Below are 16632 nucleotides of genomic sequence, written 5' to 3' on the forward strand. Positions count from 1 at the left end.
GGCATTTTTTTGCGTGCGGGCCTGTTGTGTCAGATCCGAATCACGTAGATGAGCGGGGCGCGTCCCTCGAAGCTCAACTGAATGCCGCCGATCAGCGGCACCAACGGAGCGCTGCGGGCCTGCGCAGTCATCAGCGAAGCTCTCGGCGCCGCCTGGCTCGCACGGCTGCCCACTGCATGGCCAAACGCGCTGCGCACCTGCATCCAATACACCGTTTCATGCGCCGGGTTCTTGAACAGCAGCTCACCCACCTGATCGTAGCTGGGTATGAGCTGATAACGGTTGCGGGCAAGCACGTCGGCCATCAATGCCTTGAGCGCTTCCTGACTGCCATGGGTAACCGCATCCTGGAGCAGGCCGCGAACCTGATCCGTACGAAAGGTGAGTTGTGTGTACCGCCCTGGCTGACGATGCAATGACCAATCGCCGCTCACCGAACGCGGGGTCACGGGCAGCATAAGCAGCGGGTCAGCCAGCTTTGCCTCAATCAGCGTGCGCTCCCGACGCCAATGCCTAAGGACTCTCTGCAGGGTCGCAACCCCTAGAAAGCTAAGGTTATGCCTGTTGACGTTGTTGAACAGGCTGCGGGCCACGTCACCCTGGCTGGAAACGGACAGCATGGGCCAGGCATCGCCTACATAGGCGGCGAGGGTTTTCTGGAACGGCAGGGCAATATCGTTGATCCAGCGACCGTCTGCCCTCGCGAAGGTCGCTGCACGTGGCTGGCTGTTGGGATCCGTCCTGAGCATCGTTTCAAATTGATCATACGTGCGAATCGCAATGTCGGGATCGTGCATAAGAACAGTGGCGGCCTGCGCCGGCCTGGCTACGCCGTCAGGCAGGATGGGAAAGTAGCGTTCGTCGATTTTGAGGTATTCGGTGCCCCTGAGCGCCGGATCCCCGCCCACCCGCTGATAGACCCCGTAGTCGGCATCTTTTAACAGCATTTCGTCAGCGTCTATGGACCGTCCCCAATCGGCAATTCGTTCATACGCCGGCCTGGCTCGCCGGACCTGGCTGGGGCCTGGTACAGGCTCAATGGACGTGAGCGGCAGCCCTGGGATTTCGCCGCCACGCACACGCAGCGAAAATCGCTGGGGCGTCACTCTCAGATAGTGATAGAAGGTGTCAGGTAAAGTGCCCGCCCCAAGGTGGTGAACCACGCTCAATTGAAGCTCCAGTTCACGCCCGCGCGGGAAATTGAACGACTCGAACACAAGGCGAGCCTGACTCTCGGAGAGGTTCGGGTAGAGCGTCCTTAACGCCTCAATCGGTGAAAGGCCTCCACGCAATCCTCGGCCGGGATGCGAACCCACTTCCCAGCGGCCATTGGCGCCCTGGCGGATCGGGTCATGGTGATAACGGTGAGGTTTACGCACATCCCTGAGGCGCCAGGCCTTTTCGCCGCCCTCGTCGAGGATCGAAAACCAGCGGTTGTGCTCATTGAGAAAATACTGGCGGTTACCCTCGGTGCCAACCGCCTTGTAATAAATGCCCTTGCCTTCCCAGCCGTCAAGTGCCTGTACATCGGCAGGATTTTTCTTCAGGGCCATCAGCGGGTTCAACCCACTCTCCCCAGGTACGGAGGCGCGCGCGCCGGTCAACCCGGCCACAGCGCCGTCGATCAAGGCGCCGGTAAACTCGCCCAGCGCACGCACCAGGTGATGGGCCGACTCGGCACGGTCTCCCAGCGTGGCGGCGTCCACCGCCCTGAACACCGAGAAAAGGCTTCGAGCCAGGCCGATGGGCACCATTATTTTGATCGGTAACACCAGGGTAATGAGATCGAACGCTGCCGTGCCCACCGATATCGCGGTGGACAGGTCGGTTTCGCCGGTGGTAGTCGATTGCGCAGCGGCATCATTGATCGCGAAGCTGGCCTGCGCCTCGTAGGCCTCCTCGAACAGATTGTCGGCAATCCTGGGCATATGCACCATCGTCGCGGAGCCGCGTCCGCGCAGGATGCCGCGGATCCTTGGGCGCTGTGCCAGCTCCACGCGGCTCACCAGATAATCACGCCAGGAGCTGCTGAAGACGAAGTCCTTCAACAATCGTTCGTCGTGATACTCATGAAACATCCGTCCGCCTGGCGCTTGCGGCGTGTAAACGACGGTGGAGGCGACCGCCGAGGACGTCGTGCGAAACAACCACACGCCACGTACCCGCGCGCCACGCAGCATCAAACTTTGCACCATGATTCGATGGGCTTCGACGGTCTGGCGCCGGTCGCTGTCTACAGGCTCATCCAGCACCACCTGCACCCAGTTGAAGCCGCGACCGGCATGATCCGGAAGAAAATCTCCGGCGATTTTTGCCTCGATGGCATCCATCCGTACCTGCAACGCCAGGTATCGGGCGAAATGGCTTTTGCGGGCAATGGCCTCGGGCGAGGTGAGCAGCCGATCCTTTAAAAAGACGTCATAGCGGTTACCAATATTGGCCGTGCGCACCAGGTCCTTGACCTGATCGACGCTCAGGGCGGTGTAGGCCTGCTTTTTTTTGTCGGTCAGATGGGAAAAGTGGGTGAAGTTGAAATCCAGGCCACCAACATTTTCAAGCGCCAGTTCGCTGAGACTGCGTTGGCGATACGTATAAAGCGGCGCACCTGACTCCCTCGGTGCAGGCGCGGGCGCGCCTGGTACGAATGGGGCCAGCGGCACCTCAGGCGCGCGCGTGTGGACCTGAATCTCATCCGGATCCGCCTGCACACCCCATTGCGCTTCAATCAACGCGCTCAGCTGCGCCCTGCTGTAGGCGCGCATGACAGTTTTGTCACTGAATTGGGCGAGCGACGGCAGCCCCTCGGACTCAGGCAGGCCTTTGAGTCCATCGCAATAAGACAGCATCGCCGTTCGCCAGGCTTGCTTGTCGGCGTCGGTCGCCCCGTCAAGAAAAATGTTGAGCTGAGCCTGCGCACGCTTTTGAATGCGGGCCACCAGCACCCGTTCCGTATCCAGAGCGCGCACAAGATCAGTGACGCGATCCAGGCTCTCGGCCAACCGTGCGCTCTCGGTCTGCGCAGTGTGCGTCTGGTAGCGGGCCACGGCCGTGGCGAAGTCTTCATGAAGCTTGAGGCATTGATCTTCAAGTGAATGGCTGAAGGGCGAGTCAAGCCACTCGACGTACTCAAATTGACCGCTCGTTTTCGCCTCGTGGTGCAGCGCCAGAGCATGGGGCTGGTGTTCTTGAGTCATCAAGGCCGACAGCTGAGTGAATTGCACAGGATGGTTCAGGCGTTGGTGCAGTTCGCGATCAAGACTGGCCAGGGAATCGAACGCTTCCAGTCCGTTGCCCGGGCTGCACAACAGCACAAGGCCAAGGTTGCTGGAAGGGTCGACAGGACGCACCTGCGGCGGCGCCGACGTGTCTGTTTCCCAGCCGACCTCGGCATCCCGCGGGTCGCGGGCGGTCAGGATAAACGCGCCGTGGAGCGCCGGATTAACGGCATCCTTGCCCTTGAGCGCCAAACCATACACGCACGGTTTATAGGCCTTGAGCGCGCGGCGCGCCAGCGCATCGGGAAGGCGTGCCACCGTCTCGAACAATGCCTCGTCCGCCGTGGTGAGCAAGCCGTCATTTTTCAGCAGGGCCACTTCGTTGCGCAGTTGCTCGATTCGGCTGTCAACGACTCGCTGCCGGCGGCTGCGCGCATCGGTCGCGCGCTGCTCGTTCCAATAGCGCTGCATGAAGGTTGTGTAGTGGGAAGCCAGGCTCGCAGCCAGGTTGTCGACGAATTCATCGAAGGCCTTGCCGGTCAACTCGGGGATGGGCTGCGGTTCGCCACCGTCCTCGGACGCGCGCAAAAACGCGGGATCACCGCTGGCATGGGTCGATGCCTGGCCCGTCACGATGCGCTGTACCACGGCGTCCAGCACCGTGGGCAGGGGAGCTTTGAGGTCCAGTGTTTCTTCCAGTGTGGTTGGCTCGGATGTTGGCGATTCCGGCCGGGGTGCCTGGCTTTGCACAAACACACTGTGCACCTGCGCAGCAGGGGTGAGATTGAAATGCTGTTCGAAGCGATGCTGTACAAAGTCTTCGAAGCGGGGTTGAGGGGCCAGGTCCTGCATGATCCGAGCGTTGAGCGAGGACAGCTGTTTTACCAGCGCCATTTGCGACGGGCTGTCATTGGCATTCAAGCGCCGTATAAACGGCGTGTCGGTTAGGGCTTCATACGGCATGGACGATCTCTCGAAACACTTAAGAAGCCTTCATGCTGAACACGCGCACAGCCACCCGTGCTTTATACATGTGTCGGTTTACATGCCCTGCACCCCAGGTAGAATGGCGCCTCCCGCGACCATCCGAGCAGACTTCATGGCGTTGCCGACACTACGCATCATCGGTTTCATCATCGGCATCTTCCTGATCACCCTCGCGATCGCCATGGTCGTGCCCATGGCCACCCTGGTGATCTTCGACCGCACCGGCGACCTGCCCTCGTTCCTGTGGGCCAGCCTGATCACCTTTATCGCCGGCCTGGCCCTGGTGATTCCGGGCCGCCCCGAGCATGTGCACCTGCGCCCCCGGGACATGTACCTTCTTACGGTGACAAGCTGGGTGGTGGTGTGCATATTCGCCGCGCTGCCGTTTCTGCTGACCCAGCACATCAGCTACACCGACTCGTTTTTCGAAAGCATGTCCGGCATCACCGCCACCGGTTCCACGGTATTGAGCGGGCTGGATAGCATGTCGCCAGGCATCCTGATATGGCGCTCGCTGCTGCACTGGCTCGGCGGAATCGGCTTTATCGGCATGGCGGTGGCGATTCTGCCGCTGTTGCGCATTGGTGGCATGCGCCTGTTCCAGACCGAGTCCTCGGACCGCTCGGAAAAGGTCATGCCGCGCTCGCACATGGTGGCGCGTCTGATCGTGGCGGCGTATGTGGGCATTACCATCCTCGGCAGCCTGGCGTTCTGGTGGGCAGGGATGGGTTTGTTCGATGCGATCAACCACGCGATGTCGGCGATTTCCACCGGTGGCTTTTCCACCTCCGACGAGTCCCTTGCGCACTGGAAACAACCGGCCGTGCACTGGGTGGCGGTGGTAGTGATGATCCTCGGCAGCTTGCCGTTCACCCTGTATGTGGCCACTTTGCGAGGTAACCGCCGGGCACTGATCAAGGATCAGCAGGTACAGGGCCTGCTCGGTTTGCTGGTGGTGACCTGGCTGGTGCTCGGCACCTGGTACTGGTGGACCACCAACCTGCATTGGCTGGAGGCGCTGCGCCATGTGGCGTTGAACGTCACCTCAGTGGTGACCACCACGGGCTTTGCCCTGGGCGACTACAGCCTGTGGGGCAACTTCTCACTGATGCTGTTTTTCTACCTGGGCTTTATCGGTGGCTGCTCGGGCTCGACCGCCGGCGGGATCAAGATTTTCCGCTTCCAGGTCGCCTATATCCTGCTCAAGGCCAACTTGAACCAGTTGATTCACCCGCGCGCGGTGATTAAACAAAAGTACAACGGCCACCGCCTCGACGAAGAGATCGTGCGGTCGATCCTGACCTTCTCGTTTTTCTTCGCCATCACCATCTGCGCCATCGCCCTGGCCTTGTCGTTGCTGGGCCTGGACTGGATGACCGCGCTGACCGGCGCCGCCAGTACCGTGTCCGGTGTAGGCCCGGGCCTTGGCGAAACCATCGGGCCGGCCGGCAACTTTTCCAGCCTGCCGGATGCGGCCAAGTGGATCCTGTCGCTGGGGATGCTGCTGGGCCGGCTGGAAATCATTACGGTGTTTGTTCTATGCATTCCGGCGTTCTGGCGTCACTGACCGTCGACGCCTGCAGCAGCCGCGCCCGGTACTCGCCGGGGGTGGCATCGAACCAGCGGCGAAACGCGCGGAAGAAGTTGCTCGGGTCGGCAAAGCCCAGCAGGTAGGCGATCTCCAGCAGGGTCATGCTCGGCTGCGCCAGGTACTGCTCGGCCAGTTCGCGGCGAGTGTCGTCGAGCAGCGCCTGGAAACTGGTGCCCTCCTCCTGCAGACGCCGCTGCAAGGTGCGCTGTGACAGGTGCAGGGTCTGGGCCACCACTTCACGCTTGGGTTCGCCCTGGGGCAGCAGGCGACACAGCACCTGACGCGCCTTGTGGGTCACGCGGCTTTCGGAGAACCGCGCCAGGTACTCACCGGCAAAGCGGTCGTGCAGCAGCGCCATGGCTTCGTTGGCCGTGGGCAGCGGCGCGTCCATGTCGGCGCGCTCAAAGATCAGCGCGTCATAGGCCGCATCGAATTCCAGCGGGGCGTGGAACGCTTGCCTGTAGGGCGCAAGATCCGCCGGCTGAGCGCCCTGCAGCAGCACCTTGCGCGGTTGCAGAGTGCGCCCGGTCAACCAGCCGCACAGCGCCAACGCACTGGCCAGTGACGCTTCGGCGCTTTGCCGGGTGGGAGGGAGGTGGTCGCCATGCACGGTCAGAATCAGCGCATAGCCTTCGGGCAAGAGTCTGAAACTCAAGTCGGCGCTTTCGGCAATGATGCGCTGGTAACGCACCAGGCGCATGAAGCCTTCGGCCAGGGTGTTGCTGGACATCAGCGCATACCCCACCACATGAAACGACGCCGGGCGCACCACCTTGCCCATGTTCAGGCCAATCGCCGGATTGCCCGACAGCTCCACCGCACGTTGCCACAGTCGCGTCATCGAATCCTGCGGGAAACGCGCGTCGGGGTCGCTCAGCGCGGCATAGTCCAGACCCAGTTGCCTGAACAGGCTACGGCAGTCCAGGCCGTCCATTTCCAGTGCCTTGACTATCCCCATCGCCCAGCTTGCAGAAGTTGTTCGTTCGCTCATGGCGTCTTCTTAATTAGGCTGGCTTGAACGGCAGCCAGGAAGCCAAGGATACTAAAGTGGCATCTATTGTCACTGGCTGTTGCCACTGATCACTCTAGACTCAATTAAGCTCCCCGCCGAACATCTGTTCGGCGGCACAACAATCAAAGGGCCGCCAATCTTGGAAAACATCAGGAAATTCAACAGCTTTGCTGAGTTTTACCCGTATTACCTGAGTGAACATGGCAATAGCACCTGCCGCCGCCTGCACTTTATCGGCACCACGCTGGTGATCGGGATTCTGGCGTATGCCATCGGCAGAGGCTCATTGGCGCTGTTGATCGCCTTGCCGATTGCCGGCTACAGCTTTGCCTGGATTGGCCACTTTTTCTTTGAAAAGAACCGTCCGGCAACCTTCCAGCATCCGTTCTACAGCTTGCTGGGTGACTTTGTGATGTACCGCGACATGATTCTGGGCAAGGTGCCCTTCTAGCGATTTAATAGTCTGTTTGTCATTTACAGTGCTGTATCCTGCCAAGGCTTTTTGAGCGCGCGCAATCACCTGCGATTGAACAAACAGACTTTGCAAGGAGCGACGACGATGCACGAGATACCTAATCTCCCCTTCCCAAGCCTGCACGAAACTGAGCAGCCAACCCCGCAACAGGCCAGCGAGAAGCAGCCTGAAGCCAAACAAGCACAACCAGTGGCCAGCGAAAGCCAGGACTGACGCCGTACCAGACCGTGTGGAAAGCGCAATGTGAGCGCTTTCCACACTGCCTGAACCATGAGATACCCGCCATGACCGATCAATCCCCCACTACTCCCCCCGACGCCGCCGTACTCGACACTGCCTTGCAGATGGTCGAAGTGTGGAACCGCCTCAGCGAAGACAAGCAAGCGCTATTGCTCAAGCGTTTCGGCACCCAGGAAAACGCCCTCGCCGCCCTGGTCACCACGCAACTGCTCGCCCCTGCCCAGCCCTGATTGCGGATTTTTTCCTTTCGCCGCCCTGCGCAGGCTGAAGCATCGGTATCATTAGCAGCCTATCTTTACCTGCTGCGACAGTGGACTCTCTCCCATGCCAGATACCCAGCGCCCCATGGCGGTCACGCTGCAAGTTGTTTCCATCGTGCTGTTCACCTTTATCGGCTACCTGAACATCGGCATCCCTCTGGCCGTACTGCCGGGCTATGTCCACAGCGAGCTGGGCTATGGCGCGGTCATCGCCGGGCTGGTGATCAGTGTGCAATACCTGGCCACCCTGCTGAGCCGCCCTTATGCCGGGCGCATGATCGACACCCTGGGCTGCAAGCGCGCGGTGCTGATCGGCATGACCGGTTGTGGCCTGAGCGGTGTGTTCATGCTGCTTGCGGCATGGCTTGCGAGCTTTCCGGCGCTCAGCCTGGCCAGCCTGTTCATCGGCCGGCTGGTGCTGGGCAGCGCCGAGAGCCTGGTCGGCTCGGGCGCCATCGGCTGGGGCATCGGCCGCGTGGGTGCTGCCAACACCGCCAAAGTCATCTCGTGGAACGGCATCGCCAGCTATGGCGCATTGGCCATCGGCGCGCCGTTGGGTGTAGTGCTGGTCAGCCAGCTCGGGCTGTGGAGCATGGGCGTCAGCATCATTTTGCTGGGGGTGATGGGCGTGGCGCTGGGCTGGCGCAAGGAAGCGGTGCCGATTGTGGCCGGTGTGCGCCTGCCGTTCATGAATGTACTGGGCCGGGTGTTTCCCCACGGCTGCGCACTGGCACTGGGCTCGATCGGCTTTGGCACCATCGCCACCTTTATCACCTTGTACTACACCACCCAGCATTGGGATAACGCGGTGTGGGCCCTGAGCCTGTTCGGTGCCAGCTTTATCGGCGCGCGGCTGTTATTCGGCAACCTGATCAACCGCATCGGCGGTTTTCGCGTGGCGATTGCGTGCCTGTCGGTGGAAATTCTCGGCCTGCTGCTGTTATGGCTGGCGCCGGACGCACACCTGGCACTGGCCGGCGCGGCGTTGAGCGGCTTCGGGTTTTCCCTGGTGTTTCCGGCGCTGGGCGTGGAAGCGGTGAACCTGGTGCCAGCCTCCAGCCGTGGCGCTGCGGTGGGGGCCTACTCGCTGTTTATCGACTTGTCGCTGGGCATTACCGGCCCGCTGGCAGGAGCCGTGGCGGCAGGCTTCGGTTTTGCCTCGATCTTCCTGTTCGCCGCGCTAGCCGCCCTGGGTGGCATGCTGCTGTGCCTGTACCTTTACCGCCAGGCACCCAAGGCCCGCGAAGCGCGCAACGCCTAGAAATCGACCTTGCCGCGCCCGGCCTTGATGCTGCCACGCTTGGTCTTGGACTCCAGCCGACGCTTTTTCGAACCCAGTGTGGGCTTGGTGGGCCGGCGCTTCTTCTCGACCTTGGTGGCGCTCTGGATCAACTCCACGAGACGCTCCAGCGCATCGGCACGGTTCTGTTCCTGGGTCCGGTATTGCTGGGCCTTGAGCACCAGCACGCCGTCACTGGTAATCCGACTGTCGCGCAGCGCCAGCAGGCGCTCCTTGTAGAACTCCGGCAACGACGACCCTGGAATATCAAAGCGCAGGTGCACCGCACTCGACACCTTGTTGACGTTCTGCCCACCCGCGCCCTGGGCGCGAATGGCAGTCAGTTCGATCTCGGCGTCGGCGAGGTGGACGGTGTTGGAAATCACCAGCATGACAAGCCCGACTCCAGATTCAAGGGTTTATACGATCACGACTTCAGCGCTGCGGTCGCCGCCGCCCGCTTGTTCTTGATGCCATAGCACAGGCCCATGAAGGCCACCCACACCGGAATCGCATACACCGACACCTGAATCCCCGGAATCATCAGCATGATCACCAGGATAAACACCACAAACGCCAGGCAGATGTAATTGCCATACGGGTACCACAGCGCCTTGAACAGCGGCACCTGGCCGGTGCGGTTCATGTGTTGGCGGAACTTGAAATGGGAGAAGCTGATCATCGCCCAATTGATCACCAGCGTGGCCACCACCAGCGACATCAGCAACTCCAGGGCGTGTTGCGGGATGAAGTAATTCATCAGCACCGCCACCAGGGTAACCGCCGCCGAGGCGAGAATCGCGCGCACCGGCACGCCGCGCGTGTCGATCTTCGCCAGGGCTTCGGGGGCGTCGCCCTGTTCGGCCATGCCCAGCAGCATGCGGCTGTTGCAGTAAGTGCCGCTGTTGTACACCGACAATGCGGCGGTCAGCACCACGAAGTTGAGGATATGCGCCGCCGTGTTGCTGCCGAGCATCGAGAACACCTGCACGAACGGGCTGCCGCTGTAGGGATCGCCGGACGCGTTGAGGGTTGCCAGCAGGCTGTCCCAGGGTGTCAGCGACAACAGCACCACCAGCGCACCGATGTAGAAAATCAGAATGCGGTAAATCACCTGATTGATCGCCTTGGGGATCACGGTGCGTGGCTGGTCGGCTTCGGCGGCGGTAAAGCCGAGCATTTCCAGGCCACCGAAGGAGAACATGATGATCGCCATGGCCATTACCAACCCGCCCACGCCATGGGGGAAGAAACCGCCGTGCTCCCACAGGTTGCTCACTGAGGCTTGCGGGCCGCCGCTGCCGCTGACCAGCAGGTAGCTGCCCAGGGCGATCATGCCGACAATCGCCACCACCTTGATGATCGCGAACCAGAACTCGGCCTCTCCGAAGACTTTGACGTTGGCCAGGTTGATCAGGTTGATCAGCACGAAGAACGCCGCCGCCGAGACCCAGGTCGGAATCTCCGGCCACCAGTAGTGCACGTATTTGCCAACGGCCGTCAGTTCCGACATGCCCACCAGAATGTAGAGGATCCAGCAGTTCCAGCCCGACAGGAACCCGGCGAAACCGCCCCAATAGGTGTGGGCAAAGTGGCTGAAGGAGCCGGCGACCGGCTCTTCGACGATCATCTCGCCGAGCTGGCGCATGATCATGAAGGCGATGAAGCCGCAGATGGCATAGCCCAGGATCATCGACGGGCCGGCGGACTTGAGCACGCCGGCCGAGCCCAGGAACAGCCCGGTGCCGATGGCGCCACCGAGGGCGATCAACTGGATATGGCGATTTTTCAGGCCGCGTTTCAGCTCGCCTGACGGGGAATGGGGTTCACTCATGAATAGGCTCTCACGCAAGGTTTGATGATGTTGAATGCAGGTTGCTGCCTTGAATTACCGACTCAAGCAGCGCCGCTCAAACCCCAGCGCAGGCACCAGGAGTACAGCGTCGTTCTAACGGTCATGCGTCACCTGTTTGTTTTTATCTGTGACGAAATCGAACCCGCCAGGCTCGTGGCCGGACGGAGTGATCGGGGTGGGTAAACCCCCGGTTCTTGGCCTTGTGCGTGGTATACGCGAGGCGGTCACAGTAAAACGCGGGGCATTGTACACCGCTCGCCCGCTTCGGCACGCCCCAGGACGGTGCGCGCGACACTCTGTCAGCCAATCCTTACAGCCCAGGCACACGGCTACACGACCGGCCATAACCGTAAATCTATCGTTACAACCCGGAAAGCCTGCGTTACAGCGAGGTTTTTTGGCAGTTTACGAAAAATTGTCGGTTGGAAACTCCTGAAGAATCGGTTCAGCCAACGGCCTGTTTTTTCTGCATAAACCTTTTTTCGAAAAAAACCGAAGAAAAAATCCAAATGAAACCGTGTCAATAAATATTTTGCATTTTGAAACACTCTCTCCTAGGTTCATCCCACTTGCCAGCGAAGCCCGTTGGCAAGCGTTCTCAAACAACGTCCTCTAGGAGATACACCATGCAAGCACTGGAAAAAGACCTGGAAACCGAACTGCAACTTGACGATTGGTTTGAAGCGCCGACCCATGAGGCCGCCGTGGAAATGATGCAAGCCGACGCCGTTGTGCCGTTCGGCACCGCGATGTGGCCGTTCTAACACCCGGCAGGCAATCGGCAGGTGCTGTGCACGGCACCTGCCCCCTTACCCAAGGCACAGAAGGACACACGTCATGGACAAGGCCCGCGCCGTCGAACACTTTCTCTACTACCTCGCTCATCACCCGGCCCTTGAAGGCCTGAGCCGCCCTACCGTGCTGCTGGGCCATACCGAGCGCTATGACGCCATCGCCCAGGCCATCACCCACGGCAGCAACGCCCGTTTCAACTTCCAGGTGCAGCGCCTGGACCTGGCCGCCAGCGACGCCCTGGCCCAGTCCATCGAAGCCTGCGACCTGTACCTGTTTCTCTATGATTCCTCGACCCTGCCCAACCCACGTGCCGAAGGCCCGGATTTCATCCGCGCCTTGCAGGGCGTGATGGCGGAACACTGGAAGAAATCCCTGCTGTTCAAGGACTATGGCGACTACTTCTACGACACCTTCAGCATCGCGCCACAGCGCATTGCCGACCTCAACGCCACGCTGATCCGGCGGATGAGCCAGGCCAACGTGCTGAGCTTCACCGACAAGCACGGTTCACGCATTGAGGCGCCGATGAGCAGCATCAAGAAGTGGACCAATATCAACGGGGTCGGCAACCACGACCTCGCCCCCGGCGAGATCGCCACCCACAGCGAAGCCATCAATGGCCAGGTGCGCTTTGTCGGCACCTTTCTGAGCACCATCCCGTTTGCGCGCAAGTACGGCGTGCTGGAGTCTCCGTTGGAGCTGTGGATCGAGAACTCGACCATCTGCAGCGTGGCCAGCGAGGTGCCGGGGCTGGCCGATGACTTCAACAAATACCTGAATGCCAACCCGTCCAATCGTCGCGTCGAGGAACTGGGGATCGGCACCAACGAAGGGGTCAAGGATTTGTATGCACGCAATGCAGGCTTCGAGGAGCGCCACTGCGGGTTGCACCTGGGATTGGGCGGCGGACAGAAAGGCAGCCACCACCTGGACCTGATCTTTGCCAGCGGCGTGTTGGCGCTGGATGACAAGCCGGTGTTTGATGGCACGTTTGCGTTTTAGCAGAACATCGCAAATTCAGATCGAAAAAAAACGCCAACCCGAAGGTTGGCGTTTTTTTATGCAGCACTTACATCACTGCGGCTTCTTGCGACCAAACCCAGGACGCTGTCCCGAACCCGCAGGGGCGCCACGGCGCTTGCCCGATGGCTCGTCGGCGACCAATTTCGGGCCGGGCCGCTTGTTCGCCGCCGGCTTGGCCGGGCGCTTGGTGCTGGCGTTGTCGGCCGGACGGTCCGCTTCACCACGGTTGCTGCGACCGCCACTCGGCGCTTCGCCACGCGCAGGACGCGGGGCGCGCGGTGCACGCTCGCCTTCCTGGCGCGACGGCGCGACAGGACGACGCTCACCTTCGATGTGCGGCTGACGGGAGATACGCCCGCCGGCGGCCGGTGCATCCAGCGCCGGGCGCAGGGTGCGGGCCACACGCTCGGTGCGGGGCACTGGGCGCGACGATTTGCGCTGCATACGCTCAAGCTTGTCTTTGCTCTTGGCGTTCATCTGCGGCATGGCGACCGGTGTCAGGCCGACTTCGGCGCTGAGAATGTCGACCTCGTACTGGCTCATTTCGCGCCAGCGGCCCATCGGCAGGTCGGAGTTGAGGAACACCGGGCCAAAACGCACACGCTTCAGGCGGCTGACCACCAGGCCCTGGGATTCCCACAGGCGACGCACTTCACGGTTGCGGCCTTCCATCACCACGCAGTGGTACCAGTGGTTGAAACCTTCACCACCGGGGGCCTGCTTGATGTCGGTGAATTTGGCCGGGCCGTCTTCGAGCACCACGCCCGCCTTGAGGCGTTCGATCATCTCGTCGTCGACTTCGCCGCGTACACGCACCGCGTATTCACGGTCCATCTCGTAGGACGGGTGCATCAGGCGGTTGGCCAGTTCGCCGTCGGTGGTGAACATCAGCAAGCCGGTGGTGTTGATGTCCAGGCGGCCGATGTTGATCCAGCGGCCTTCCTTGGGCTTGGGCATCTTGTCGAACACGGTCGGACGGCCTTCCGGGTCGTCACGGGTGCAGATCTCGCCGTCGGGCTTGTTGTACATGATCACACGGCGCACCGATTCGGCGGCCTCTTCACGCTTGATGACCTTGCCATCAATGGTGATTGCATCGTGCAAGTCGACGCGCTGGCCGAGGGTGGCCTCGACGCCGTTGACCTTGATGCGCTTCTGGGTGATCCAGGCTTCGACGTCGCGGCGCGAGCCCACGCCGATACGCGCCAGCACCTTTTGCAGTTTTTCGCCTGCTGGGCCGATTTCCTGGCTGTCGTTCTGGTCTTTTTCGTTCATCTTAAGCACCTCCCGGTGGGTCGATTCAGGCCTGGCCTGAAGAGTGTTGAAAGCGGGGCTTTGCGCGACTGCGTCGGCAAAGGGTCGCGAATCATACGCGTATGGCGCGCGTTGCGCATCACAGAGTAGTCGATAAGAGCACGGTCATTTGCTTTTCCGCCGACCGGTGGCGCCCAGCGCAAGCAGACGCAGCTCGGCTTCGGCCAGCACGGTGCGCTTGTCGACCTTGTCGAGTTTCTTCCAGGCACGGATTTCGCGCTTGCTGCGACCACAGCCGACGCAGATGTCGTCGCTGAATTTGCAGATGCTGATGCAGGGGTCTTTGGTGGAACTCATGGGCGATCCTCCGTGAGCGCTGGCGGCACTCTTGCGCCAGCGCCTATCACAGAAGTCACCTTACCCTAGATCACGGCAGAGCTTTGACACTGAATATTTTGCCGTTCTTCGAAAGCTTGGCTTGCCAGGGCTTTCCATTGCAGTCGAGTTTGACCAGGACAGGAATAGTCGTGCCATCGTCGTCCTTGAAATCAGTGGGTTTGCACCCGGCCGGCAGCGTGTTGCTGGCCCCGATGAATAACGCATCAGACGAACCCGGGCGGAAATACACCGGGCGCTCCACGCCGGTTGGCCCGGTACTCAAACCAACAGCGCCGGTGGGCGCGGCCCCGGCAATGATATTGACGCTGATATCACCACTGAGCGGGTTATAAGGCGCCGCAATCGCCTGAGCAGAAATCAAGGTACCCAGGCCCATTAACGCTATCGCGCCCAATGAAGCCAAGCGGTATCGACGAGTGCTTTTCATAATAGATCATCCTTATCAGCAGAGAGGGACTTCCACCACCGCAGAATGAAAAGGCACAAGCGCAATGGCGTTCGGCAAGTAAACGCCGGACACCTGGGTGGAACAACTGTCAGAACTAACAGGTAAGAAGGCGGGAAAATCAGGGCTCGAAAGAGCGCCGCTCGTTTTCAATCGCTTCAGCCAAAGCCTGAGCTTCGGCCTCTTCGTCACTCAAACGAGGGGGTTCCAGCGCCGCAACGGCGGCCAGAAGCTTTTCCCGAGCGGCCGCGACGCCGAGAATGTCTTCTTCGGGTTCTGCCTGGGCTTGAGACTCAGTGCTCGGCGGAGATTCAGGCTCAACGGCACCCTCCCGCAACAGGTCATCGAAGTCGGTCTTGATGCCCTGCTCCATATCATCCAGCTCCAGCAGCAAGGTATGGAAACTGGTTTCGTCTTTGGGCTCTTCGGGCTCCGCCGTGGCATCGGCCAGTTCCTGCAGGCTCGCCGGGACCGGCGCGTCGTCGAAATCGAGCACCAGCTCGGCTTCCATTTCGCGCAACTCGGCGAGGGGCGGCAAGTCGTCGAGGTTCTTCAGGTTGAAATGGTCGAGGAACACCTTGGTGGTGGCGAACATCGCCGGTTTGCCGGGCACGTCGCGGTAGCCGACGATGCGGATCCATTCGCGCTCCAGCAATGTTTTGACGATATGGCTGTTCACCGCCACGCCACGCACATCCTCGATCTCGCCTCGGGTGATCGGCTGGCGATAGGCGATCAGCGCCATGGTTTCCAGCATCGCCCGTGAATAGCGCTGCGGGCGCTCTTCCCACAGGCGGCCGACCCACGGGGAAAATTTCTCACGGATCTGCAGTCGATAACCCGACGCCACTTCGCGCAGTTCAAAGGCGCGGCCTTCGCAGGACTTGCGCAGGATTTCCAATGCCTTCTTGAACACTGGCGGCTCGGGACGTTCGGCCTCTTCAAAGAGTTCGAACAGGCGCTCAAGAGATTGCGGCTTGCCCGAGGCCAGGAGGAAGGCTTCCAGCAGCGGCGCCAGTTCACGGGGTTCAGTCAGATTCATCGATTCAGCTCTTTATTCGGCTCGCGCCCGCACGTGGATAGCCGCAAAAGGCTCATTCTGCACCAGCTCGACCAGGGATTCCTTGACCAGCTCGAGGATCGCCATGAACGTAACCACTACACCCAAGCGCCCCTCCTCGGCGGTGAACAGCTCGACAAACGGCACAAACCCGCCGCCCTTGAGGCGCTCGAGCACGTCGCTCATGCGCTCGCGGGTCGACAGTGCCTCGCGGCTGACCTGGTGGCTTTCAAACATGTCGCCACGGCGCAGCACTTCGGCCATGGACATCAGCAATTCCTCCAGGCTCACGTCCGGCAGCAGCTTGCGCGCGCGGGCCTCGGGCGCGTCCAGCCTGGGTACCACCACGTCACGGCCCACGCGGCTGAGGCCATCGATGCCTTCGGCGGCGGCCTTGAAGCGTTCGTATTCCTGCAGGCGGCGGATCAGCTCGGCGCGCGGATCGTCTTCCTCGGCCTCGACGGTTTCGGAACGTGGCAGCAGCATGCGCGACTTGATCTCGGCAAGCATGGCGGCCATCACCAGGTACTCGGCGGCCAGCTCCAGGCGAACCGATTGCATCAACTCGACATAGCCCATGTACTGGCGGGTAATTTCCGCCACCGGGATGTCGAGGATGTTGATGTTCTGCTTGCGGATCAGGTACAGCAGCAAGTCCAGCGGGCCTTCGAAAGCGTCAAGGAACACTTCCAGGGCGTCCGGCGGGATGTACAGGTCCAGCGGCATTTCCATCACGGCCTGG

Annotated in this window: 16 protein-coding genes; 7 read left to right on the forward strand and 9 right to left on the reverse strand. The window is 61.0% G+C overall.

Annotation, left to right across the window (positions count from 1 at the left end; translation table 11 throughout):
- Window positions 1-29 precede the first annotated feature (29 nt).
- Complete coding sequence (locus RHM60_RS10345; protein ID WP_322214353.1) at window positions 30-4178, reverse strand: DUF6543 domain-containing protein; 4149 nt, start codon at window positions 4176-4178, stop codon at window positions 30-32.
- Between the two features lie 136 nt (window positions 4179-4314).
- Here RHM60_RS10345 and RHM60_RS10350 point away from each other — a divergent pair, with 136 nt between their 5' ends.
- Window positions 4315-5769, forward strand: coding sequence for a TrkH family potassium uptake protein (locus RHM60_RS10350; protein ID WP_231422884.1), 1455 nt, complete (start codon window positions 4315-4317; stop codon window positions 5767-5769).
- Here RHM60_RS10350 and RHM60_RS10355 read toward each other — a convergent pair.
- The gene (locus tag RHM60_RS10355; protein ID WP_231422883.1) at window positions 5726-6784 is read right to left on the reverse strand and encodes an AraC family transcriptional regulator; all 1059 of its coding nucleotides are present in this window, start codon (window positions 6782-6784) and stop codon (window positions 5726-5728) included. The genes RHM60_RS10350 and RHM60_RS10355 overlap by 44 nt on opposite strands.
- A gap of 160 nt (window positions 6785-6944) precedes the next feature.
- Here RHM60_RS10355 and RHM60_RS10360 point away from each other — a divergent pair, with 160 nt between their 5' ends.
- The 4 genes from RHM60_RS10360 (at window position 6945) to RHM60_RS10375 (ending at window position 9041) form a co-directional block, all read left to right on the forward strand.
- The gene (locus RHM60_RS10360; protein ID WP_322214357.1) at window positions 6945-7256 is read left to right on the forward strand and encodes a DUF962 domain-containing protein; all 312 of its coding nucleotides are present in this window, start codon (window positions 6945-6947) and stop codon (window positions 7254-7256) included.
- Window positions 7257-7364: 108 nt separating this feature from the next.
- Window positions 7365-7493, forward strand: coding sequence for a hypothetical protein (locus RHM60_RS10365; protein ID WP_269457977.1), 129 nt, complete (start codon window positions 7365-7367; stop codon window positions 7491-7493).
- Window positions 7494-7564: 71 nt separating this feature from the next.
- Window positions 7565-7750 carry a hypothetical protein gene (locus RHM60_RS10370; protein ID WP_209984174.1) on the forward strand — a complete coding sequence of 62 codons (186 nt, stop codon included), beginning with the start codon at window positions 7565-7567 and terminating at the stop codon, window positions 7748-7750.
- 94 nt (window positions 7751-7844) lie between these two features.
- Window positions 7845-9041, forward strand: coding sequence for an MFS transporter (locus RHM60_RS10375; protein WP_209984177.1), 1197 nt, complete (start codon window positions 7845-7847; stop codon window positions 9039-9041).
- On the opposite strand, the gene arfB is transcribed toward RHM60_RS10375, so the two are convergent.
- Together arfB and RHM60_RS10385 are read right to left on the reverse strand one after the other, a co-directional pair.
- A complete protein-coding gene (gene arfB / locus RHM60_RS10380) occupies window positions 9038-9451 on the reverse strand; it encodes an alternative ribosome rescue aminoacyl-tRNA hydrolase ArfB (RefSeq protein ID WP_209984180.1) in 414 nt (137 codons plus the stop codon). The genes RHM60_RS10375 and arfB overlap by 4 nt on opposite strands.
- A 35-nt stretch (window positions 9452-9486) precedes the next feature.
- Window positions 9487-10893, reverse strand: coding sequence for an amino acid permease (locus tag RHM60_RS10385; protein ID WP_209984185.1), 1407 nt, complete (start codon window positions 10891-10893; stop codon window positions 9487-9489).
- Between the two features lie 647 nt (window positions 10894-11540).
- On the opposite strand from RHM60_RS10385, the gene RHM60_RS10390 reads away from it, so the two are divergent.
- Together RHM60_RS10390 and RHM60_RS10395 are read left to right on the forward strand one after the other, a co-directional pair.
- Window positions 11541-11678, forward strand: coding sequence for a hypothetical protein (locus RHM60_RS10390; RefSeq protein ID WP_003237751.1), 138 nt, complete (start codon window positions 11541-11543; stop codon window positions 11676-11678).
- A 73-nt stretch (window positions 11679-11751) separates the two neighbouring features.
- On the forward strand, window positions 11752-12711 hold the full coding sequence (locus RHM60_RS10395) for a leucyl aminopeptidase (RefSeq protein ID WP_322214359.1): 960 nt from the start codon (window positions 11752-11754) through the stop codon (window positions 12709-12711).
- A 72-nt stretch (window positions 12712-12783) separates the two neighbouring features.
- On the opposite strand, the gene rluB is transcribed toward RHM60_RS10395, so the two are convergent.
- The 5 genes from rluB to RHM60_RS10420 all read right to left on the reverse strand — a co-directional run bounded on the left by rluB (window position 12784) and on the right by RHM60_RS10420 (window position 16583).
- A complete protein-coding gene (gene rluB / locus RHM60_RS10400) occupies window positions 12784-14007 on the reverse strand; it encodes a 23S rRNA pseudouridine(2605) synthase RluB (protein WP_322214361.1) in 1224 nt (407 codons plus the stop codon).
- Window positions 14008-14151: 144 nt separating this feature from the next.
- A complete protein-coding gene (locus RHM60_RS10405; protein ID WP_005790815.1) occupies window positions 14152-14343 on the reverse strand; it encodes a DUF1289 domain-containing protein in 192 nt (63 codons plus the stop codon).
- 70 nt (window positions 14344-14413) lie between these two features.
- On the reverse strand, window positions 14414-14812 hold the full coding sequence (locus tag RHM60_RS10410; RefSeq protein WP_322214363.1) for a hypothetical protein: 399 nt from the start codon (window positions 14810-14812) through the stop codon (window positions 14414-14416).
- A gap of 139 nt (window positions 14813-14951) precedes the next feature.
- Window positions 14952-15872: an SMC-Scp complex subunit ScpB gene (scpB, locus tag RHM60_RS10415; protein ID WP_322214365.1), complete on the reverse strand. Its 921-nt coding sequence runs from the start codon at window positions 15870-15872 to the stop codon at window positions 14952-14954.
- A gap of 12 nt (window positions 15873-15884) precedes the next feature.
- Window positions 15885-16583 (reverse strand): segregation and condensation protein A, encoded by a 699-nt coding sequence (locus tag RHM60_RS10420; RefSeq protein ID WP_209990487.1) that lies wholly within the window; start codon window positions 16581-16583, stop codon window positions 15885-15887.
- Window positions 16584-16632: the final 49 nt, after the last annotated feature.

The organism is Pseudomonas sp. MH9.3, from assembly GCF_034354675.1.
Taxonomy (GTDB): Bacteria; Pseudomonadota; Gammaproteobacteria; order Pseudomonadales; family Pseudomonadaceae; genus Aquipseudomonas.